Source organism: Stenotrophomonas sp. PFBMAA-4, from assembly GCF_030053215.1.
Taxonomy (GTDB): domain Bacteria; phylum Pseudomonadota; class Gammaproteobacteria; order Xanthomonadales; family Xanthomonadaceae; genus Stenotrophomonas.
Map to the genome: position 1 here is coordinate 70,723 of NZ_JASGBW010000010.1, position 20,454 is coordinate 91,176.

At 58.6% G+C, this 20,454-nt stretch carries 19 protein-coding genes, 1 tRNA gene and 1 pseudogene; 13 read left to right on the plus strand and 8 right to left on the minus strand.

Annotation, left to right across the window (positions count from 1 at the left end; genetic code table 11):
* Positions 1–54 precede the first annotated feature (54 nt).
* Positions 55–1,059 carry a 2-hydroxyacid dehydrogenase gene (locus tag QMZ26_RS08635; protein WP_283221199.1) on the plus strand — a complete coding sequence of 335 codons (1,005 nt, stop codon included), beginning with the start codon at positions 55–57 and terminating at the stop codon, positions 1,057–1,059.
* Positions 1,060–1,095: 36 nt separating this feature from the next.
* Positions 1,096–1,171, plus strand: a tRNA-Thr gene (locus QMZ26_RS08640).
* Positions 1,172–1,815: 644 nt separating this feature from the next.
* On the opposite strand, the gene panB is transcribed toward QMZ26_RS08640, so the two are convergent.
* Complete coding sequence (panB, locus tag QMZ26_RS08645) at positions 1,816–2,664, minus strand: 3-methyl-2-oxobutanoate hydroxymethyltransferase (protein WP_079221084.1); 849 nt, start codon at positions 2,662–2,664, stop codon at positions 1,816–1,818.
* A gap of 195 nt (positions 2,665–2,859) precedes the next feature.
* Here panB and QMZ26_RS08650 point away from each other — a divergent pair, with 195 nt between their 5' ends.
* Entirely contained in the window at positions 2,860–3,324 is a 465-nt protein-coding gene (locus QMZ26_RS08650; RefSeq protein WP_079221085.1) for an Lrp/AsnC family transcriptional regulator, read from the plus strand.
* A 393-nt stretch (positions 3,325–3,717) separates the two neighbouring features.
* On the opposite strand, the gene QMZ26_RS08655 is transcribed toward QMZ26_RS08650, so the two are convergent.
* Positions 3,718–4,020, minus strand: coding sequence for an SOS response-associated peptidase family protein (locus tag QMZ26_RS08655; RefSeq protein WP_237772015.1), 303 nt, complete (start codon positions 4,018–4,020; stop codon positions 3,718–3,720).
* Between the two features lie 202 nt (positions 4,021–4,222).
* Between QMZ26_RS08655 and QMZ26_RS08660 the strand changes: the two genes are divergently transcribed.
* Both QMZ26_RS08660 and QMZ26_RS08665 read left to right on the plus strand, forming a co-directional pair.
* Entirely contained in the window at positions 4,223–4,711 is a 489-nt protein-coding gene (locus QMZ26_RS08660) for a BLUF domain-containing protein (protein ID WP_079225140.1), read from the plus strand.
* 297 nt (positions 4,712–5,008) lie between these two features.
* Positions 5,009–5,623, plus strand: coding sequence for a hypothetical protein (locus QMZ26_RS08665; protein WP_079221086.1), 615 nt, complete (start codon positions 5,009–5,011; stop codon positions 5,621–5,623).
* A 422-nt stretch (positions 5,624–6,045) separates the two neighbouring features.
* On the opposite strand, the gene QMZ26_RS08670 is transcribed toward QMZ26_RS08665, so the two are convergent.
* Positions 6,046–6,324, minus strand: a complete 279-nt coding sequence (locus QMZ26_RS08670; protein WP_079221087.1) for a hypothetical protein — start codon at positions 6,322–6,324, stop codon at positions 6,046–6,048.
* A gap of 148 nt (positions 6,325–6,472) precedes the next feature.
* On the opposite strand from QMZ26_RS08670, the gene QMZ26_RS08675 reads away from it, so the two are divergent.
* Positions 6,473–6,700, plus strand: coding sequence for a hypothetical protein (locus QMZ26_RS08675; RefSeq protein ID WP_152027048.1), 228 nt, complete (start codon positions 6,473–6,475; stop codon positions 6,698–6,700).
* A gap of 973 nt (positions 6,701–7,673) precedes the next feature.
* Positions 7,674–8,066: pseudogene (locus tag QMZ26_RS08685) on the plus strand (nuclear transport factor 2 family protein); the annotation flags it as partial.
* Between the two features lie 201 nt (positions 8,067–8,267).
* On the opposite strand, the gene arsH reads toward QMZ26_RS08685, so the two are convergent.
* A complete protein-coding gene (arsH, locus tag QMZ26_RS08690; protein WP_283221200.1) occupies positions 8,268–8,996 on the minus strand; it encodes an arsenical resistance protein ArsH in 729 nt (242 codons plus the stop codon).
* Positions 8,997–9,013: 17 nt separating this feature from the next.
* Here arsH and QMZ26_RS08695 point away from each other — a divergent pair, with 17 nt between their 5' ends.
* Genes QMZ26_RS08695 through arsB form a run of 3 tightly spaced genes read left to right on the plus strand, consistent with a single transcriptional unit; the run spans position 9,014 to position 10,930 of the window.
* On the plus strand, positions 9,014–9,343 hold the full coding sequence (locus tag QMZ26_RS08695) for a metalloregulator ArsR/SmtB family transcription factor (protein ID WP_079221093.1): 330 nt from the start codon (positions 9,014–9,016) through the stop codon (positions 9,341–9,343).
* A gap of 37 nt (positions 9,344–9,380) precedes the next feature.
* Complete coding sequence (locus QMZ26_RS08700; protein WP_079221094.1) at positions 9,381–9,884, plus strand: arsenate reductase ArsC; 504 nt, start codon at positions 9,381–9,383, stop codon at positions 9,882–9,884.
* A gap of 14 nt (positions 9,885–9,898) precedes the next feature.
* On the plus strand, positions 9,899–10,930 hold the full coding sequence (gene arsB / locus QMZ26_RS08705; protein WP_079221095.1) for an ACR3 family arsenite efflux transporter: 1,032 nt from the start codon (positions 9,899–9,901) through the stop codon (positions 10,928–10,930).
* Between the two features lie 1,146 nt (positions 10,931–12,076).
* On the opposite strand, the gene QMZ26_RS08710 is transcribed toward arsB, so the two are convergent.
* From QMZ26_RS08710 to QMZ26_RS08720, 3 genes are all read right to left on the minus strand, one after another.
* On the minus strand, positions 12,077–12,850 hold the full coding sequence (locus QMZ26_RS08710; protein ID WP_152027050.1) for a hypothetical protein: 774 nt from the start codon (positions 12,848–12,850) through the stop codon (positions 12,077–12,079).
* Positions 12,851–13,547: 697 nt separating this feature from the next.
* A complete protein-coding gene (locus QMZ26_RS08715; RefSeq protein ID WP_283221201.1) occupies positions 13,548–13,694 on the minus strand; it encodes a hypothetical protein in 147 nt (48 codons plus the stop codon).
* 198 nt (positions 13,695–13,892) lie between these two features.
* Complete coding sequence (locus QMZ26_RS08720) at positions 13,893–14,591, minus strand: recombinase family protein (protein ID WP_079221099.1); 699 nt, start codon at positions 14,589–14,591, stop codon at positions 13,893–13,895.
* Between the two features lie 822 nt (positions 14,592–15,413).
* Between QMZ26_RS08720 and QMZ26_RS08725 the strand changes: the two genes are divergently transcribed.
* The gene (locus tag QMZ26_RS08725; RefSeq protein WP_283221202.1) at positions 15,414–17,099 is read left to right on the plus strand and encodes an AIPR family protein; all 1,686 of its coding nucleotides are present in this window, start codon (positions 15,414–15,416) and stop codon (positions 17,097–17,099) included.
* Between the two features lie 415 nt (positions 17,100–17,514).
* Here QMZ26_RS08725 and QMZ26_RS08730 read toward each other — a convergent pair whose 3' ends face one another.
* Positions 17,515–18,822, minus strand: coding sequence for a hypothetical protein (locus QMZ26_RS08730; RefSeq protein WP_283221203.1), 1,308 nt, complete (start codon positions 18,820–18,822; stop codon positions 17,515–17,517).
* A 911-nt stretch (positions 18,823–19,733) separates the two neighbouring features.
* On the opposite strand from QMZ26_RS08730, the gene QMZ26_RS08735 reads away from it, so the two are divergent.
* Both QMZ26_RS08735 and QMZ26_RS08740 read left to right on the plus strand, forming a co-directional pair.
* Complete coding sequence (locus QMZ26_RS08735; RefSeq protein ID WP_283221204.1) at positions 19,734–19,994, plus strand: hypothetical protein; 261 nt, start codon at positions 19,734–19,736, stop codon at positions 19,992–19,994.
* A 72-nt stretch (positions 19,995–20,066) separates the two neighbouring features.
* Positions 20,067–20,441 carry a hypothetical protein gene (locus QMZ26_RS08740; protein ID WP_283221205.1) on the plus strand — a complete coding sequence of 125 codons (375 nt, stop codon included), beginning with the start codon at positions 20,067–20,069 and terminating at the stop codon, positions 20,439–20,441.
* Positions 20,442–20,454: the final 13 nt, after the last annotated feature.

A 20,454-nucleotide genomic window follows, 5' to 3' on the forward strand; every position in this document is an offset into this window, starting at 1 on the left:
AGCAGTGCCGCCGGTGCGCTATGGTCTGCACAGGATTCCCGTGCAGGCCCGTCCATGCAGATCGCCGTCTTCAGCGCCCGTCCCTACGACCGCCGCTTCCTGGAAGAAGCCAACGCGCGCGATGGCGCCGGGCAGGCCTTCCGGTTCGTCCACTTCGATGCCGCGCTGGACGTACACACCGCCGCGTTGGCGCAGGACTGCGCCGCCGTCTGCGTATTCGTCAACGACCGCCTTGATGCCCCCGTGCTGCAGGCGCTGCACGCGCTGGGCGTGCGCGCGGTGCTGCTGCGCTGCGCCGGCTTCAACAATGTCGACCTGGCCGAGGCCGCGCGCCTGGGCCTGTTCGTCGCCCGCGTGCCGGCCTATTCGCCCGAGGCCGTGGCCGAACACGCGCTGGCGCTGGTGATGACCCTCAACCGGCAGACGCACCGCGCCTACAACCGCGTGCGCGAAGGCAACTTCATGCTCGATGGCCTGCTGGGCCGCACCCTGCACGGGCGCACGGTGGGCATCGTGGGCACCGGCAAGATCGGCCTGGCCACCGCACGCATCTTCCGTGGCATGGGCTGTACGGTGCTTGGCCATGATCCCTATCCGTCGCCGGACTTCGCCGGGCTGGGCGAGATGGTGGCGCTGGACGAACTGCTGGCGCGCGCGGACATCGTCTCGCTGCACTGCCCGCTGACACCCGACACCCAGCACCTCATCAACGACACCTCGCTGGCGCGCATGAAGCCCGGCGCGATGCTGGTCAACACCTCGCGTGGCGGCCTGGTGGATACCCATGCGGTCATCCGCGCGCTGAAGTCGCGCCGCCTGGGCCATCTGGCCATCGACGTCTACGAGCAGGAAAGCGCGCTGTTCTTCCAGGACCTGTCCGGCGAGATCATCGACGACGAGGCCTTCCAGCGCCTGATGACCTTCCCCAACGTACTGGTGACCGGCCACCAGGGCTTCTTCACCGTGGAGGCGCTGCAGGAGATCTCGGCCATCACCCTGGGCAACCTGGCCGATTTCGCCGCCGGGCGGGCCTGTGGCAACCGGGTAGGGGCGGATTGACCAGCGGGGTGGGCTACCCGTAAAATCGCCTGCTCGGCCGGAATAGCTCAGTTGGTAGAGCGGCGCATTCGTAATGCGTAGGTCGCAGGTTCGACTCCTGTTTCCGGCACCATGCTTCCTTATCGCTTACAAATCAGCGATTTACGATGCCCTGCGGTACACATGCGGGGTACAGTTGGGAGCACTGCGGTACGATCCTTAGAAGCCCACTTTGGGTTACTGCTCTGCTGTTTGCGCAGATTCTCTAAGGGCTGTTCGGTCTCTCGACTCTGAGTTGCCTGCTAGACGCGCTGCGCGGCCGAGTGGATCAAGTGCCGCCCAAATTGTGGCTAGCGAGGCATGCCTGCGACGCTCGCGACGAGAGCTAGGCGGGACGACCTCGTTGGCGATTCGCTCGATTACCTGGCCTGCGAGAGGTCGATAGGTCACGTGACTGCGGGCGAGTCCGAAGAGTGATGCTTTGCCAGCAACACCTCCCTTAGCCGCGCAATCAACATCTCACGTCATCGAACTAGGTTGCTTGCCTAGCAGGTTGGCCTGACCAAAAGCTAAGCCGCGTCGGCTATCCCTCCAATATAAAGCAGGAAACGTGCCTAACATGGAGGGCGGTAGTCCTAGACCAAGCTTGTATGGGAAGCGATGTCTCCTATTGGCCGAAAGCGGACATCCACGACACTGCTCCATGGAGCGGGGTACACGCAGCGACGAGCCGCATGTGATGTGCCTGTGCACTCTGTATTCCGGCCTACCGATGAACTAGAACGTGTGCTCTGGACCTGGGAATTGACCACTGCGGACATCGTCCATGTATGCACTGGCCGCTTCAAGCAGCACCGTGCGCATGTCAGCGTACTGCTTCACAAAGCGGGGAAGCTTCCCAGTGCGCAGTCCAGCCATGTCCTGCCATACAAGTACCTGCGCGTCGCACTCACTTCCGGCGCCGATACCGACGGTCGGAATTTTTACCGATGACGTGATGCGTTGAGCCACTTCTCCTGGAATCATCTCCAGCAGTAATGCGAACGCTCCTGCTTGCTCCATTTCCTGGGCAAGTTCAACCAGTGCATCTGCCGCTTCCCCCCTGCCCTGTACGCGATATCCGCCGAGCTGGTGTTCGGCTTGGGGGGTGAATCCGATATGCGCCATGACGGGGATGCCGCTGCTGGTGAGCTTCGTCACCTGAGGCACCATTTCCGAACCACCTTCCAGTTTGACCGCGTGTGCGCCGCCCTCCTTCATGAAACGCACGGCGGTATGGAAGCATTGCTCTGTAGAGCCCTGATACGAGCCGAAAGGGAGGTCGGCCAGCACCAAGGACCGTTTTGCTGTGCGGGACACGGCGCGTACCAGGGGCAAAAGCTCATCAACCGTTACGGGCAGCGAAGTCTCGTAGCCAAATACGTTGTTGGCGGCCGAATCTCCTATCAGTAGAACCGGAATTCCGGCCTCTTCGAAGACTGCTGCGGTGTACATGTCGTAGGTGGTAAGCATTGCCCATCGCTCTCCTCGCTCCTTCATCTGCTTGAGATGGTGGATGCGGACCCTCGGCTGGTGAGTCGATGCAGCCGATGGTGAAGTGCCGTAGGGGGAGATCTGTTCGCTCATGGGGATTTCAGTACGTGGGGAGGGGGGCATAGGCACTGCCGCACTGGTCAGCATGCCGCGCCAGTCCGATGTTCCGGCTTGTGGGCAAGGCGGATTCTCGGGGAGCACACTGGTTCAGGGATGGTATTCCCATGAAGGCTGAAATTGGCGCCTGATTGTTGCGGCCCATCGCCCGGCAGGGGCAAAATATTCCCCATGGACGCATATGACCGAAAGATTCTTGCCGAGCTGCAGCGAGACGGCCGAATTTCAGTTACCGATCTGGCCGCAAGGGTCGGCCTGAGTCTTTCCCCTTGCCACCGTCGACTTCGGGCGTTGGAGCAGAGCGGGGTCATCCGAGGCTATCGAGCCGAGCTGGATCCTGCAGCACTCGGACTGGGGTTCTCAACCATCGTCTTCGTCACTCTCAAGGAGGGCGACAAGCGAGCGGTGGAGGCATTCGAAAAAGCTGTTGTGGCGTTGCATCAAGTCGTCCAGGCTCAGCGACTCTTCGGCGATCCCGATTATCTGCTGCAGGTACTGGTCAAAGACCTATCAGCGTTTCAGCGCCTTTACGATGCCGAGCTGTCGTCGCTGCCCGGTGTGCAGAGACTCACCTCCACCCTGGTGATGAAGCAGGTGGTTGCCGAGCGCCCGCTCTTTCCTGGTGGCACGCAATAACAGCCGCTTCACCTAAATTCCTCAAGCGTTGATGCTGTCCGCTTCTGGCCGAAATCCGACGTCCTTCCACATTGAATCTAACGTTGTTACAAAGGCAGCTATTCGGAGCAGGGTCGCCGAGTCGGAGATCACGAAGGAGTACAGATCTCCTCAGTCGGCTGGCCGGTGTCTGGGTCACCAGCAGCATTGCTAGGGCGTCGTCCCTGCTGGCCGCCAGCCACTCACCGATCTGGCCGCCGTGAAACCACACCGGCATCCGTTCTTGGATATCTGCGGAGACTATGCCGTCGCCAGTGATGATAGTGAAGGTGCTCAAGTTGCCATCCGGCAGCAGTGGGTCGGTGCCCCCCCTCAGAGGCCAGCGGCCAACAGCGGGCCTGCGGCGTGGATGAATCACGGATCTTTGTTCCCGTCCCCGAGGCTGACGGACCATTCGTAGCAACCAGCCATGGGTATGACGCAGCGGCGCTTCTTGAGCACCGCCCGGAAGGCCGGCTTCGTGGTCGGCTTCTCGATGCGGGCATCGATGGTCGAACCTTGCAGGCCTTCGGCCTTCGCCCAGAAGAACAGGAGGCTCCAGGCAATTCGGGTCACCTGCTGGCCTTCGCCGCGGACGAGGATGACCAAGGCGCGCTGGGAGGGCGCCAGGTTGAAGCTCGGCTTGATCTCGGCCAGGCCCGAGGTGAGGTCCGCCAAGGCGGGCAGGCCGAATTCGACAACGGGAAGCTGGATGAATCTTCCGCACTTGGGCGAACCACAGAACGCCCAGCGCAGCGGCTTTGTGAGACTGCGCCTGAGCTATTTGGGATGCAATCCTCTGTTTCACGACGCCATGACGCCACCTGTTCAGCTCGGTGCTAGCCTCACCGCCGGGGGGATCCGATCGGGAGTTGTTTCTATGCCTATCAGGGCTGTGGTGTATGTGAGCGAGGCCGTTTCAGGCGTTGCTGATTGCGGCTCTGGCCTGCCTAGCCAGAAGCTCGAGCAATTAGTGCAGGACGCGGCGCGCTTCAATAGGGACGCCGGTGTCACCGGGGTGCTGCTGTTCGATGGGAGTCGATTTCTCCAGTATCTGGAGGGCCCTGAAGACGGCTTGGCCGTCGCTTACTCGCGGGTGCTGGGCTCAGAGAGCCACACGGGCGTTGTAGAGCTTCAGCGTGGCCGCGTTGGGCAACGCCGTCTGCCTTTTTGGCCGATGCGCTGGCTGCCGGTCGAGCGGCGGGATCTGTCCAGCGTTGCTCATGCAGATTGGACGCGCTTCAACAGGCGCGGCGATGCTGAGGCGATGAATGCTACTGCGATGGACCGGTTGGTCAATTTGGTCCAGGTCCGTGCAGGTATGCCGATTACCGCTCGGGATGCGATGCCGCTTCGATCTGCTCTGTGAGCAGGGCCAGCCCTTGGCGCATTGCTGCGGAAGATAGGGCGGAATCTTCTAGGTGATTGTCAAAGATCCCTGGGACTATGCCCTCCCAAACCCTCGTCAATGACGTCGGATCTGGGTGGCTGATGATGAGCGCTCGGACGCAATACTCCATTGCTTTGAGGTAGCCTCGATGGGCCTCAAGTTCTGTCGTGCAGTTGTCGAGGCGGTGCAGAAGCTCGGAAGTGGTAGGCATGGCGCGCTCGTAGACAGGTCGCTGAATGAGGGTAATAGTTGGGGCATTCCACATGGCCCCAGGCAATGAGTATCCTCAACGTTCTGCTGTCGCCAGATCAACTATTGGTTGCTGTAGATACCTTGGCTGAGGACTCGCGGACGGGTGCCAAGTCCGCTGGCGCGAAGCTGCTGCTTCTCCCGCAGCACAACCTCGTGCTGGCCAGCCGCGGTAGCGCGCAGTTCTTCCTGCGGATCTACGAACTGGCCCTGCAGGCGAGCTTCCGCGCGGATTTCACCATGGAGCAGCTCGGCAGGGAGCTTGGGCTGGTGATTGACCAGTTGTGGCCCGCGTATGAGAAGGCCGCGCTGGAGGCAGGGATTGCACCGTCCGCTATAGGGACCGAACTCGTGCTGGGCGGGTGGTCGCCGCAGGCGAACCGCATGGTGGCTACGGCATATGCCAAAAGCGTCAACGGAGAGCCCGCTCGACGGCAGCCGCTGGAGGGTGGTCTGGCCTCCCCTGGGGAGCCATTGAGAGGCAGACCGGATAGCTTCGAGCTGGAGGCGGTGCTGGAGGCTGGCCGAATTCAGGCGTCATGGCTAAACAACACCAGCGGTCGCCAAGTCGCCGGCGGACGACTTCTGTGTTTAAGCTTGGGCCGATTGAGAGCGAATTTAACCGACCTAGGAGCGATATAGATCGTCTGGATCGATTCCAGCCGATCTCAGCATTCGATCGCGCCTAACCTGCTGGGTCCACTCTGCGTAGAGAGTTTCATGACTGACACGCTCAACGCCTTGGCAAAACGAACATGTCAGCTCAAGTCCAGCAGAGACTTTCGAAAAGCCCATCCCTGCTGTAAGTCGACACTCCTTGTCACAGGTCCCGCATCTGCACTGTATTGACTGAATGCTGCCAAGCGTGCCGCTTGGATGCAGCGACGCTTGGATCCTCAGGATCCGGAATGAGCTAGGGGTAAGCATGTGTCTAGCCAGCTGGGGCCGGACACAGACGCAAAGGATTTCGCGCCCGAGGAAAGCCAAGGAACTGGATTTTACCCTGATCCAAGTGTGCTTCGCGTGATGGGTGACTCTACGTAGGCAATTGGCTCGGAAAGCACTCACGCAGAAATGATTGCCCAGCAGCCACTGGCGATCTCTTCCGCACCGGGGTCGCCGCGCAAACTGGAGCGTCGCTGCAGATGCTCCTTCAACTCCAGTAGCCAGGCAGGCCGATCACCATGAGGGTTCCTCACGTAGATGTCACATGCCAAGCGAATGATGGGAGCAACCTCATGGCGAAAGTTCAACGCAGGCAGGGAACCCGCGTTGAAGGCCAACTCCCAGTGGGCCAGCTCTCTTTCGATGTCGACATAGTCTTTGTTGCGGCGGCTTTCCATGGCAGTTCTCCTTTGGACGCTTGAACTCTACTCCCTCGATGGTGCAGCCGTTTGCGGCACCGTTCATAAAGCGGGGCTGGCGCCACGCTCAGGTAACAGTGAGTAGAGGAGTGTTTGCAGGGCAGCATCAGCTGCAGTGGAGTGACGCATGAACAACATCGAGAAAGGCCAAACAGCAAATAATAACGACACCAACGATGCAAAGCGCGCTGGCCAGCAAGGGCAGCAGGGCCAGGTCGATGGCGAAGAGCTCGGCGGCGCCCCAAGTGGAAAGGGCGAGAAAGACTCGCAGAAGCAGCAGCAAAGCAGCCAGGATGGCGGCCAACAGGGAAGTGGTAAGGAAAAGCTGGGTGAGCAGCAGAACGCTCGTCGATAGGGCACCACGAGAAGCCGCGCCTTGCGCGGCTTTCTTCTTGGCTGGGAGGAGCTAGGATCAATGGCTTTGCACGAGCAAGCGGTAAGCTTAATGACCAAGATCATGTACCAGTCGCGGCCTGCTGGTACGACGACTATGGGTTCATGCCGATCCTGCCATTCTCCAAGTCCGGGAGGAATGGAGTGTGCTCGCTGCCTAACGGAAGAATTGGGAAGAATCATAAAGAACCGCGGGGCCGCGACCCGCTGGCTTGATTCTTTCCTAAAGGTCCAGCAAGACGAGGCTCAGGTATTTCTGTGCGCTAGCCGCGTCAATCCTGATCCATGCGCCTGAGATCTCAAAAGTATTGGATCGAGCATGAGCTTTCACATCAGCATTTACGACAGGAACGGCAGGGGTCTGCGGCTTCCCGAGGGCTGGTGGATTGATCTATCGCGTGAGTGCCCTGCGCTGGTCAGGCGATCGACACGAATTGATCTGCCAATGTCTTCAGTTGACGAACATCCCAGAATAGACCCCGTCGTCCTGATGGATCTTCATCGTCGTATAGAAGGTGCCCAATGGCTGACCTAGAAAAATACGACCCCGTATGCGTGCGCTGGCTCAGCTTTCGGCTGCGAAACGGACAGTCGATCGGTCCTGGCAAGCTGAAGGCCGTATGGTCAGATGCTGCCGAGACAAACAGCTGCAGTGTCCGCAGAGAGCACGGCCCTGACGGTCATGTTGTCTATGTGCTGTATGCGTCGCGTGGTCTTCCGATGCCGCGGAGGGCAGAAATGCGTTTGCGATCAATGCTCGAAGACGCTGGTTATGCATTCACCATGGGGGCGATTGCGGGTCGACATCCAGTCGGTGGGTAATGTTCCGTTAGCAGTGATGAATCGGAGGAGGTCAAATGTCAGTACCCAACACCACCGCGCACCTCGCCGGCGGCAAGTAATCCGCTCTGTGAGCCCTCTACCGTTTTGCCGCAGGTATCGAACTGCGCGATCGTGCTCTGCACGCGTCTACGTTAGCCGAGAACCCGATCTCCGACTTTCGCCCAATGGCGGCCAAAGCGGGATCTGAGTACCCAGGCTTGCAAGGCAGGGACATTATTGTTGAAACACCGGCGAGCTCGCTCAGCCAGGTTGATACAATCCACTCCATCAGCAATCCACCCGTGATGATCGACGGGGACGATTCCAGCGTTGACATGCCGGTGGAGGCCCAGCATGTACATCGCGATGACCCAGACAGCCACTGCCTGATGAAGAATAGCTACGACGTCGCGCTTTCCCGGAGCGACGATGCGTGGGTGATCGAGCAGGTGACTGTAGACAACGTCTGGCGTACCTGGAGCCCGCGCGTACTCGCCGTGGTTTGATGTGAGATGCCTGGCAGCGGGGAACTGGCTCGCTTGGATAGCCTTGGGCAACGCTGGGCCGGAAGGCGGTGGCGCGATGTCCGCTCCTGGCCGAAAGCGGACATAGTCTCAAGCACCAGCTGCTGACGCGCCTTGGCTTGGGGCATCGTCCCTATGCAGTAGCGGCCGGCGCGCAATGATCAGCAGCGCAGCCGCCGAGCGTCAAGTAGCTGTAGCCCCAGCCGCGCGGGCCAACGCAGCCGCAACCCCGTCACCCTTGCGTTCGCTGTACCGGTCCACCAGGTAGTCCGACCGGCCTCGCGTCAGCAGAGTGAACTTGACCAGCTCCTCTACTACGTCCACTACACGGTCGTAGTACGGAGAAGGTTTCATTCGGCCATCGTCATCGAACTCCTGCCACGCCTTCGCCACCGATGACTGGTTGGGAATGGTCAACATGCGCATCCAGCGGCCGAGCACCCGCAGGGTGTTGACCGTATTGAACGATTGGGAGCCACCGCTCACCTGCATCACCGCCAGCGTCCTGCCCTGCGTGGGGCGCACACTGCCATCCTCCAACGGCAACCAGTCGATCTGGTTCTTGAACACGCCCGTAACGGTTCCGTGTCGCTCGGGCGAGACCCATACCTGTCCCTCGGACCACAGTGACCATTCCCGCAGCCGCTGAACTTCGGGATGGCTCTTGTCCACGCTGTCCAGCATGGGCAGCTCATGGGCATCGAATACACGGGTCTCGCAACCCATGTGGCGCAGAAGCCGCTCGGCCTCCAGGGCCAGCTTCCGGCTGAATGATTGTGGCCTCAGCGAGCCGTAAAGCAGCAGGATCTTGGGCGCGCGATGGTCCGCTGCAGCAAGTAGACGGTGGTCGGGCCCGGGAAGCGAGGCCACCGCCAGGTTCGGTAGATCGGCACTTGTGATTGGCTCTTTCATTCGACTATTCTAGAAATATGGAAACATCAAATGCAATCTCTGCTCTGACCGCCCTGGGGCATGCCACCAGATTGGCTGCCTTCCGCCTGCTGGTGGAAGCTGGACCAGCGGGGCGCATGGCTGGCGACCTCGCTACGGCCCTGCAGGTACCGCCGGCAACACTTAGCTTCCACCTGAAAGAGTTGGTACAGGCCGGCCTGGTGGAGAGCGAGAGCCAAGGCCGGAACGTCTGTTACCGCGCGAACTTCGCTGCCATGACTGGCTTGATCGAGTACCTCACGCACAACTGCTGCGCAGGCTCGCCGAGCGAGCAATGCGTGCCGACTTTTCCCGAGTGCAAGTGCTGAAACCGCACGTTCCCTTTCCTGCCAAAGCGATTGCACGATGACACGTGACGTCTTGTTTCTCTGTACTGGCAATAGTGCGCGAAGCGTCCTTGCTGAAGCCACGCTACGCGCGTGGGGCGGCCAGGAGTTCAGCGCGTTCAGTGCCGGTAGCCAGCCCACGGGCTGCGTCAATCAGTTTGCCCTCGCACAGCTGCAGGCCGAGGGGATGCCCGTCGATGGGCTGCGCAGCAAGTCATGGGATGAGTTCGTGGATGCCGCGCCAATGGACTTGGTGATCACCGTATGCGATTCAGCTGCAGCAGAATCCTGCCCCGTAGTCTTCGGGGATTTCATCCGCAGCCACTGGGGCTTGCCGGATCCGGCTGCGGTAGAAGGCACTGATAGTGAGAAGGCTGCAGCGTTTGCACGGGCTCACACCATCGTCAAGATTCGCCTGCGTGCTCTACTGGCGTTGCCAGAAACGCTATGGAAGGATCGCTTGGCGCTTCAAAGCGCGCTGGACCAAATCGGCCAGTTGCAGCCGGTCGACGCTTCCCCGTGAAGCCGCGTCCAGCCATGGGCCTGTTCGAGCGCCACCTGACTCTGTGGGTGGCGCTGTGCATTGCGGCCGGGACCTTGCTTGGCCATTTCCTGCCAGGCGCCTTTGCCACGCTTGCATCGGCGGAGGTGGCCAAGATCAACCTGCCGATCGCGGTGCTGATCTGGTTGATGATCATCCCGATGCTGCTGAGGGTGGACTTCGGTGCCATGCGCCAGCTGCAGCAGCATTGGAAAGGTATCGGGGTTACGTTGTTCATCAACTGGGCTGTTAAGCCCTTTTCGATGGCACTGCTGGGGTGGGTGTTCCTTCGCCACGTCTTCGCAGATTGGTTGCCTGCTGGGCAGACTGACAGCTACATCGCTGGCCTAATCCTGCTGGCAGCTGCGCCTTGCACTGCGATGGTGTTCGTGTGGAGTAATCTCTGCCGCGGCGATGCGAATTTTACGCTGAGTCAGGTTGCGCTGAACGACGCGATCATGGTCGTTGCCTATGCCCCCGTAGTTGCGTTGCTATTGGGGATTTCCGCGATCACGGTTCCATGGGACACGCTGCTGCTGTCCGTCGGCCTCTACATTGTCGCGCCCGTAGTGGTGGCTGCGCTGCTACGGCAGTGGATGCTCTCGCGCAGCGGGAACACCGGTCTGCAGGTTGTGCTGCACCGGCTCGGGCCAGTTTCGCTGCCTGCCCTGCTGCTTACTCTGGTGCTGCTGTTCGGCTTCCAAGGACAACAGATCGTCAAACAGCCCCTGGTGATCGCACTGATCGCCGTCCCCATCCTGATCCAGGTCTACTTCACCTCGGGCCTGGCCTATCTCCTCAACCGCCGCCTGGGTGTAGCTCACTGCGTTGCTGGACCATCCGCCCTGATTGGAGCGAGCAATTTCTTTGAACTGGCGGTGGCGACGGCCGTGGGACTGTTCGGGGTGCATTCGGGAGCCGCACTGGCCACGGTAGTCGGTGTACTGATTGAGGTGCCAGTAATGCTCTCGGTGGTTCGCATCGTCAACCGGACTCAAGACTGGTATGAGATGCGGAACGGGCTCTGACAGAGCAACGCTCTCAACGCAGTGTCCGCTCTTGGCCGATAGCAGACTCTTAGCGAGAGACCCTTCGCAGTTGGGCAAGCGTGAAGGGAGCCGTGTACGAGATATCCTCGGAGGCCAGTCCTGCCCCGTGAGCATTGCAACCAAAGGTTCTCTGCCCTCGCGCAACCGTAGAGCAGGAGAAGTGATAACCTATGGTTGCGCGTCTACCCGCGTCTACCCGCGTCGTTTCCGCCTGTATCCGCCATTCGAACTGCATCGGTGATTGGCGATAGTTTGGATTTTCGATATCTGCGGTGCTGTGCTTTAGTTCTGGTCTGGCCACAATCAGACTGACGCAATGCTAAAAGTTGCACTGGAACGGTTGCTTCCTGGCGAAATTGCCAGTATCGGAGCGGGGAAGACGGCATACGGCCGATACCTCATGATCTGTCTTCCCTTTCGGGCCCGGCTTATAGCGGACCTCTGGACGCGCTCTGGCACGACTGTCAGGGGTAAGCGCAGATGAGGTCACCGCGCCCCTCTAAAGCGCAGCGCGACGCTGTCGTAGCCAATGACGCGCCCTATGGGCCGGTCTCACGTCAATCGCATTTGCTAGAAGTTCCGATTCGGCGTCTCTCTGATCTAATGGGTCCTGACACCACGCTACGCCAGATTTACTTCCTTATGGAGCTGTGGCGCGCAGATGCGGCGGGATTGTCTGCGGGTAGTATCGAGGAGCAAATGAGCAGGGCTGTCCCTGTTGCCCCAAGCACCATTAGTAGATCCCTGCGCATACTTCGGGAGCTGGGGTTGGTTGAAGTCTTCCTAGCGCCGGAGGATGGAAGGTTTAGGTTGACTCGACTAAGCCCGATGGGCCGGACATTCATGGCTGGTCTTCTCGACCTAATGGCTCGTGACCGAGAGAAAAAGACAGATACAGACAGGTGCTCGTGCCAGCAAACCAGTCCGGCTGGTTGAGGCTGAATGTGGAAGACGGTGCTGCCGTAGCCTCGAAGTGCTGACTACGGCCGACCTCCTTCTTTTTTTCAATGGGTACTACTGTTGCTCGGTGCACTCCTGCGACAGTTGCGCCATCGATGACGCAGGGGAAGCGATTGCGCAGACGAAGGAATACTGCTGCGTCCCTAGGCTGGTTCAAGCCAAGCGCTAGTGCGGGCGTCCAGCGGCCCGGAGGTCGTGGTCGGCGGACTTCAGAACGGCAGTCAGGGAGCCAGGGCGGAGCGGGTCGTCGGGGAGGATGTCGATCTGCAGGGGGCTGGCGTGTCGTGCTTTGCGGCGGCTGACGGCGTGGTCCAGATAGATTGCTCGAGCCTGCACAGAGCGCTTCATGGTGGTTGGGAACATGGTGATAGGAATGTCGGCGAACTCGCCGCAGCCTGAGAGGTGGTCAAGGCCGAATTGCGACCGATAGGGTGCAGGCAGAGGCTCGTCAGGGGTCAGCCATCGGACGACCAAGCCGAATGTAGTAGGGCAGCAAGACAGATGGAGAGCAGGCATCCAACCACAGTCACGCGAGCACTTGTTTACCCTCTCCAGCATGGTGTGTGCGGGTAGATTGGTGGATGCGGGGATGGTCACTTGTGTGCCTTCTCCTTGCATCTTGAGAAGGGCCATGAAGAAGCGGACACCCGATGCAGTGACGAATCCCTCCGCCTTGAGGCGCATTCGGTAGTCCAGCGGATCGATTGTGGAAAGGTCGGCAGGCAGTCGTGGCTTCTTAGGTGCGCGCTTGCGCGGGGCGTCAGGAGGAAGCTTCCGGCCTTTCTTCAGGGACGCGCGTGCGGCCATGAACGCCATACTTTTCTCCTTGTGCAGTTGGCGTAGGGCCGCAGAGGTGTGTTCCGCTTTCTCCATGGGGGACGGTGGATAGAAGCGCCCATCCTGCAACCTGGGGCCTTCTTGGGTTTCGTCGGTGAACATCGGGTGCGCGGAAGCTCCACGCAGGTTGGGCGCAGGCGGCATGAAGTAGTCCTGGGTGTGGCCGGGGTGGACCGGCAAGAGTGGTCACCCGATCAGTGAACGCTTATGCGTATACACCTAAGGGGCTGGTCCGTTCCGTCGGAGGGAGAGGTGTACTTATGCGTATACACCTAAGGAGCTCGCATCCCTCAAGTCGGGCAGGGCAGGAGAGGACAGATCCAATGGTTGCCGTGCTCATCGGGAGATTGGCAAGAAGCGCTGCTTCAGTAGCTTGCCGTTGAGAGGTAGTTCTTTGAGAGCGGGTGGTGGTCGGTTGCGTACGGCCTGCCCTGGCTGATGTGGTAGTTGCTTGGTCGTTGGTCGAACACTATTACGCAAATCTCGCGCGTCCTTTCCATCTCTTCAAGGGTAGGCCCAGACCTCGGTCCAGTGGCGCCTATAGTCCATAGCAAAGGTCTGGAGGCGGTGAGAGTGTTCTGGGCGCTACTGAGGGTGGGTAGATGTGACGTGCGAGGTTTGACCTTATTGACGGTGCAGCGTGGTGTTAAAACGTCGGCGAAAAAATGCTCCCTGCTTACGAGGGTCCGGGCGAATTGAACGTCGGCGATCTTGTGGGCAACGTGTTTTGAGCTGAAGCTGCTCAGGGGGGGGGGCGTCACGCAGCGGCTGGCGATCAACTTGTCCGCATTCGGCTCCCTCAGGTTCTTGCTTTCGCAGCTTCCTGAGCAACCTCATGGCGGCTGTAGGTGTCCACGGCTTTCGCTCGCTGCTTGGTAGGGAAGCCACCTTGCGGCGCTTCAGCCGCAAGCTTCGTGAGTTTGTCCTGGCCTTGAGCGATCATCATGCGCGCCGTGGCTTCGATGGTTGCGGTTTGTGCTCCTACTCGGCCTTGTACGCGGTCAGCGGCCCGTTCGCGGCCAACCGCATCGACACCCTTCAGTCGCGCCGTTGCTGCCTCTGGTGCCAGGCAGTGACCGTCGCACGCCACCTTTGCCTGCCACGTGGCGGCTTCGTGCCCGCCTCGGTCGCGTAGGTATGGGGATCAACCTAGGGCTTGCCCTTCCAGCCTCTTTAGCAATCTCGAAACACCCGCACGGGTCCACTCAGCACCTCTAGGTGTCAGAATCCCGCGACTATTTAGGGAGGACACGATGCCGCCCAAGGTGGTGACGCCGGTGTTCTGAAGTTCCCTTATGGTGTCCTGAAGTCGCCCCGCGAAGGCGTCCGCCTTGCTCTGCACCGCTTTCATAGCCGCCTCATTACCCTTCCCGGCGCGCCTAAGTGCTTCGGCACCATTGGGGTTTCCCAGCACCTGGCCACGCGCCTTGGCAGCCTGTAAGGCGGCTTTGGTGCGGTTCGAGATGGCTCCCCGTTCCTGTTCGGCGACCAGTGCGAGGATGCCGACCGTCAGCTCACAGGCATCGGGCATGTCAGCGGCAATGAACCTTGCGCCAGAGTCACGCAGCGTCAGTAGGAAGGCGGCGTTACGACTAAGGCGGTCCAGCTTGGCAATGAGCAGTGTTGCGCCAGTGAGCGCACAAAGCCGCAGCGCCTTTAGTAGCTCAGGGCGGGCGTTGTGCTTGCCGGACTCAGCTTCGGTGTATGTCTCAACGATCACGCCACCGCGCTGCGCAGAAAGTGCCTCACAGGCTGTGCGCTGAGCCTCAAGGCCAAGGCCGGATGCAGCCTGAGAGCGAGTGGACACGCGGTAGTAGGCGATAAAGCGGGGGGTGACAGGCATTCTGTATCAAAGTCACTAACGTTCGATAGTCAGAATGATACATGCCATTCGCAAAGCGTCTAGCCCAGGTCGAGTGAAGGCAAAGGATCGCTGTGCACTATCAAGGAAGAACTTGGCGCCGATGACACTGGCGAACTGCGTGCGTCACGGCGGTATGCGAAGTCCAGCCTTCACGCGAAGCGTGACGAGTAAGCAGCGCAGGGGAGCGCCCGAGGGGGGGGGCGGGGGGATTTGCCCCATTCACGGTTGATAAGTGGTGCCTCGAATTTTTTCAATGAGAAGCAGCCCTACTCAAGTGATCCACTGTAGGACAGTCCGCTTCCCTGCGGTTCACTTAGCGAATGCCAAGAGGGCACACAGAATCGCGCTGGCGAACGCTGCTCCCAATAAGAACCTTAGAGCTTGCCCAGTCACCGAGTCGAGTCGTTGAGCTTCGACCAGTTGCTTGCTTAACACCTCGTCTGTATCCGTTCTAAGGGGGGGCACGCGGACGTAGCGTTTAGCGCGTTTCGAGCGGAGCTTCTTCTTCATCGGGAGCGCATGCAGGGGCCTGCCAGATAGTATGACTCACGGTCCGCACATGCTATCTAAGTGAGTCACTCGGTTAGCCAGAGGGGCATCCGCCAATACACGCTCCTTCGAGCGGCACTTACCTGGGTCAAGAGCAGCGTGTCTAGGTGAAACGCCTCGTGCCCCAAAGTTCAGAAAGAATTGCAGGGTCTCATTCGGAGTTATGCGCAGCGTTGCAACTGATGCATTCTGTGATAGGTTTCGCATGTTCGGAGACCGGCGACGGCGTAGGTCAATCCAATGGAGGGAAGTGTGGCGGCAGAGTCTCTTGCAGAACAGCGAAAGGAGCTCCTAGGGGCGATTGATGGGCTGGCGAAGCGCGGCGGCATGAGTCGGGAAAAGGCTCTGGCTGCATGGTATGCGACGACCCTTCTTGGGGTTGATGAAGACGAAGCAATCGACGCAGCGTCGGTTGATGGCCCGGGGGACAACGGATGCGACTTCATCTACGTTGATGAAGAGCAGGCCCAGATTGTCGTGTTGCAAGGGTATGTGGCTGATCGAATAGATCGCGCTACGCCGGTGAAAAAGTGGAACTCACTCACTGCCGCTGTGGGTAGCGTCCGGGATCCGTCGAGCTTTAAGCACGGCGGGCGGTCCGATATCTATGAGCGACTGAAAGATCTGAATCAGGATGACTACAGTCTTCTGTTCGGTGTCGTATCCGTGTCTGCAAATAATGCAGAAATAGGTCGCCACGTTGAAGCTGCCAGAAAGAGTCAGGCCTATGGGCCGAACGTTTCCTTCTTGTACGAAGCGCAGGAAAAGCTTTACGAGAACTACGTGGTCGCTAAAGCGGCGGATCGATCCGTTGATAGTGACACTCTCTCTTTCAGTACCCCGGTGATCTCTCTGAAAGGCGAGTTCGGTCAAGCAGTCGTGGGGACATTGGCAGCTAAAGAGCTCAGTCGCCTATTTAAGGCGCATCAGAACAAGCTTTTTGAAGGAAATGTTCGACTTTTCGTGGGTTCGCGAAAGGGAGGGATAAATGAGAAGATTATTGAAACGGCTGAAGTGAAGCCGGGTGTATTCTGGGCGCTGAATAATGGGATCACTATAGTTGCGGATAGCTATGAGCAACTTTCTGAACACCGCTTCAAACTTTCACGGTTCTCAATCGTTAATGGTTGCCAAACGACGGTGAGTCTATGCCGCGCAATTGAGCGATCTGAAAAGGCTGGTGAATCCCAAGTCCTAGTGCGCGTCGTTGGGGCGAGGAAGGCGTTGCTGACGGAGATTGTGCGCTACAACAACACCCAGAATCCGGTAAAGCTATCTGCTGTACGTCTTCTGGATCCGACCCAGGAGTCCCTCAGGCAGCGTCTCGCGGCGCATGAATATGTTTATGCGCCAAAGCAAGAGGGCGCAAAACTGCTGCGGAGCGTGAAGCGTATTGAGCTCGAGCGCATCACCCAGTATCTCGCGGCACTGTCGGATGAAACTGTCCTGGATTCGGTGGCGCGGAAGTCAGATTTGTATGACAAGCTTTACAAGACCATCTTCCCAAGAGGGATTACGGCTGAGCGCGTTCTTCTTGTCTGGAAGTTGGCGCTCGCCGTCGAAGAGCACAGAATAGAAACTCTAGAGTCGGTAATCGGGGAGGATGATGATCCTATCATGGCGGCGATACTCGGCATCCATGGCACCCCTTGGGGCCTCTATGTCGCGAATCAATTGCTCGAAAAGGTCGGTGGTGACCTTAGTAGGGTTTCCCTGGCTTGGTTGGCATCTGACGAAGCTGATGCGCCGCTGCACAAATATGCGGTAAGAGCACTTGAGCTTTATACCGAATTGGCGGTTAACATTATGAGTGGTGACGATTTTTCGCCGAATCCACGAAATTCTATTCGCACTCGCGGGTTTTTGGATCGCCTCAAGCGGCAGCTGGCCCTGAGGACAGGCAGGCCAGCGCTACTTCGTCTTCCCAAGCTGGCTTGAGTCAGTTTCGCTCGTGCGGCGGGCGGGGTGGCGGCTCGTCGCACTTATTGTCGTTCGTTCGTGTGACGAACTGTAATGTCGGCGTATTGCCATGGCAAGTGGTGATTCACCTGTCATGCGTAACGAGGCGGCCACGTGCGCCTATCACAGGTCGGACGGACAGATTGTCCGATTTTGTCCCGTGGGGCGGGGCGGTGTCAGAGAATCTCTCGCCATCGCTGTAGACGATAATGCGGCGCACCCCATCCCCTCGAATGCCCCCACGCCCCCCCCCGAGGGGGAATTCCGTCGTCGATGACCTATGGATGCCACTTCGGAAAATTGCGCAGAAAACGGCGCGAGGAGCCTAGGGCCCTCTCCTGGGTCGGTACCCAAGAGAGGGCGGGGGCTGAATTGATACCGATTCTTGAGGGTCTCAAGGGATGGGAGGGGTGGCAGCGGGTTTTAAGCGCGGTCCGAGCTCCCTAACCTTGTCCGAGGCTCGTCTATTGTCCTCGATTGAAATTGCAAACTCATTGCTCAGGTCATTTAGCGCAATGTACCATCGATCAAGGGTTGGTTTAACTGTTGACATTTCAATTTCAAACCTCCCTCCAGAGAGAGGCTTTCCACAAATGCAGGAAAATACCAACGGCAGCCAACTCTTCTGGGGGTCGCAAAACAGCAGCCAGTGGGGCCAAGCAGTGTCCAAGTCCCTGATGAAAGTAACCACCTCAGGAATCTCAATTAGTTCCCGAGGGTCGTCGCAGTAGCCGTCGACTGTTATTTCTAGTTTGTCCTTCGCTACGATAATTACTTCTCGGCTTGAGATTAGCTCTGTGAGTACATCGACTGTATTGTCGAGCAATCTGGATTCAATGTCAGACCTGGAGACCTTCAGGTGAAGAATTTTGGGATTCTCAGTGACTATCCTGTCCACCATGTCGCTCCGAGGCATATCGTATGCAACGGGGAACTGCTCCATATGCGTTCTGAGGTGAGACAAGGATGACATGAAGGGGGACGGGAGCTGCACGCGCCCTTCCTCGCTTAGGTCAACTGAAGGATCAAGGTCCCTCTCCAGAGATTCGAGCAAGTTGTTCGTATCAGCAGCTGTTGGCGGCGTGGCTTGGGACGGGGCGAAGATCTGGAAAAAGTAGGAGTTTATGGAAACATGCCTAAGTGCCCAGTGAGCGGTATCAAAGCTGGGAATTCTAAATGCGCCAATTCTGAACCAATTTGGTTCAAGGGAAAGGGCTGCATCCAAGGTGTTGGGGTCGGTTGAATGTGGCGAAACCTCGCCTGGCATGGCTGGCGAGACGCACTTAAGGGTCACGCGGACATTTTTAGGGATTGGCGCTGTCCCTAGGATGACCTCCTTGTATTCTGAGAGGATACCTACGTCGTTTCCAGTCATTCGCGCCGAGTTGTAGCTAAGCTTCAGTAGCCACCTGACAAGCAAGTTGTAGTCGAAAGTGAAGTCTGACGACCCGCGCTCATTGGTAGGTTGGAGCATGTGCCGTTCGTACAAGCCCTTCCCGTAATTGTCTAACTCCGAAAGAGGGCCGTTGTTGCATTTTTCGCATACATCCCTGATTTTTAGCTCGCCTGAGAATAGGCGCCCCCTCGCTTTTTCGGAGAAGCCGGCGCCGGACTTTGGTTTAATTCCCTTGTAATACCAGTTGGGTATCACGTGTTCTTTGGTCAAGTCCCCCGATAGATCGCAGTATTGACAGGTTTTCATTTTTTACTCGTCCTTGTTTATGAAATGCGACTTGCGTAGCTCCATGCTCCTTCCGGAGCGGCTATGTGTGCACTGTCCGTTAGGGTTTGTTCGGGCTGGTGTGCGGGGCCTTGGCAAACGTTAGCAGGGTCCGCTGGCTTTCACATGCGCTTACGCCGACGAAACTTACGCGGCTGCCGGAACGACTTAGGGCTGGCTAGGTGGGCGGGCGCTTATCTGCTGGCTTATCCGCCCGTTCTACGTAATTGGATCGATTGGGCGCGGCCTGGCTGTTGCCGTCGCGTGGCTTCTTGTGGCCGTACAGGCCGCATACTGGACCGATGACTGAGTTAGCGTCCAGCCCCGATGCTGCCCAAGAGGCCTTGATGGTTTCGCTAGTGTCGCCCCAGTAAGTAAATCGTCCTCTGCCGTCCATGGTCATGAAGGGGAGCTGTGTCCAGGCTGCACAGTCAATCAGTAGCTTGCGGTAGGACCACACACCGTACTGATTGCCCAACGGAATTCTCTGCCATACGTCCACCGTGGTGGGTGTAGCGGACAGGGAGGGGTGGTGCAGCTGTCCGCCCCCACGGACGCCATGCCACCCAAAATCAGAGAGTAGCGAGGAACTTAGCGGGGATTGCGCTACAGCCTCCCCGCAGGACCCGAACAGTAGCGATGCAACAAGCAGCTTGAGGGAGTTGACGGTCATTGGCTGCTTCTTGCTGGCGGGCGGTGAGCGTTGAGTCTCAATGTTACTGGGCTGTGGGGGCCTGCGGTAGCATGAGGTCGCACCGCTGACCGTAAAGTCTAGCGGCCTCTCCCGACTGGCTAGCCCGCCAGCGCGATCATGGTTTAAGGTGTTCCCATTCTGACAAGCTCGTTAGACTTGCGGCTGGATCAGTTAAATGTTTGATTGATAGGGGGTTGTCATGGCACTTAAGGATGAACTGCTGCACGCAATAAGGAATGATCCGTTGGCCGTGCGCGAACTCATTTCCTCGGCGGATACCGACGCCGCTCTTGGCTCTATTGGTATTCTCCCTAAGGTTCTAGAGTTGCATGCGCCGTCAGTGAAGTCGAAGAAGCGGGCGGGCCTTGGTGAAACCTTGTGTGGGATACGTGGCACGCTGCATTCTGTAGTCACTTGCAAGCGATGCCTAAAAAAACTTGATGATGACCTTGCTGGCTGAACGCTTATTCAATTCACGCCGCTTCGTGGCGGAAATTTAATTAGTTGCAAGGGCTTACTGCGAGAATTTCCCATGCTTACAGCAAAGCCCCCTTTTGAGAACCTCGAGGTCGAGACTGGCATCACATTGGCGTCGATTCCCGACGCTGACACAGTTGTTGATGGGTTTGAGCGGCTTGCTGGCGGTAGGGGCATGTCGCTGGAGGCGGAGACGGCGATTCTTTATCGCGTTGTCGCCATGCGCTATTCAATCATGCTGAAGCAAATAATGGATTCAGAAGGAGAGTGGCCTAGCTCTGGTTCAGTGCTTGCCATAACTCAGATGCTGGACATGTCAGTCGATTGGTCGGAAATGGCGCCCGATCAAGAGCGCATGGAGGGTGTTGCGAGCAACTTGAATCGCGCGCTTGAGGATATATTGAGCGAGTTGGGAGTGCGGCGGGGATAGTCAGAAGAGGGTT

Coding starts and splice junctions, on each gene's coding strand:
- QMZ26_RS08635 (WP_283221199.1), top strand. CDS start 55: ATGCAGATCGCCGTCTTCAGCGCCCGTCCCTACGACCGCCGCTTCCTG.
- panB (WP_079221084.1), bottom strand. CDS start 2,664: ATGAGCGAACAGATCTCCCCCTACGGCACTTCACCATCGGCTGCATCG.
- QMZ26_RS08650 (WP_079221085.1), top strand. CDS start 2,860: ATGGACGCATATGACCGAAAGATTCTTGCCGAGCTGCAGCGAGACGGC.
- QMZ26_RS08660 (WP_079225140.1), top strand. CDS start 4,223: ATGCCTATCAGGGCTGTGGTGTATGTGAGCGAGGCCGTTTCAGGCGTT.
- QMZ26_RS08665 (WP_079221086.1), top strand. CDS start 5,009: ATGAGTATCCTCAACGTTCTGCTGTCGCCAGATCAACTATTGGTTGCT.
- QMZ26_RS08670 (WP_079221087.1), bottom strand. CDS start 6,324: ATGGAAAGCCGCCGCAACAAAGACTATGTCGACATCGAAAGAGAGCTG.
- QMZ26_RS08675 (WP_152027048.1), top strand. CDS start 6,473: ATGAACAACATCGAGAAAGGCCAAACAGCAAATAATAACGACACCAAC.
- arsH (WP_283221200.1), bottom strand. CDS start 8,996: ATGAAAGAGCCAATCACAAGTGCCGATCTACCGAACCTGGCGGTGGCC.
- QMZ26_RS08695 (WP_079221093.1), top strand. CDS start 9,014: ATGGAAACATCAAATGCAATCTCTGCTCTGACCGCCCTGGGGCATGCC.
- QMZ26_RS08700 (WP_079221094.1), top strand. CDS start 9,381: ATGACACGTGACGTCTTGTTTCTCTGTACTGGCAATAGTGCGCGAAGC.
- arsB (WP_079221095.1), top strand. CDS start 9,899: ATGGGCCTGTTCGAGCGCCACCTGACTCTGTGGGTGGCGCTGTGCATT.
- QMZ26_RS08710 (WP_152027050.1), bottom strand. CDS start 12,850: ATGTTCACCGACGAAACCCAAGAAGGCCCCAGGTTGCAGGATGGGCGC.
- QMZ26_RS08715 (WP_283221201.1), bottom strand. CDS start 13,694: ATGATGATCGCTCAAGGCCAGGACAAACTCACGAAGCTTGCGGCTGAA.
- QMZ26_RS08720 (WP_079221099.1), bottom strand. CDS start 14,591: ATGCCTGTCACCCCCCGCTTTATCGCCTACTACCGCGTGTCCACTCGC.
- QMZ26_RS08730 (WP_283221203.1), bottom strand. CDS start 18,822: ATGAAAACCTGTCAATACTGCGATCTATCGGGGGACTTGACCAAAGAA.
- QMZ26_RS08735 (WP_283221204.1), top strand. CDS start 19,734: ATGGCACTTAAGGATGAACTGCTGCACGCAATAAGGAATGATCCGTTG.
- QMZ26_RS08740 (WP_283221205.1), top strand. CDS start 20,067: ATGCTTACAGCAAAGCCCCCTTTTGAGAACCTCGAGGTCGAGACTGGC.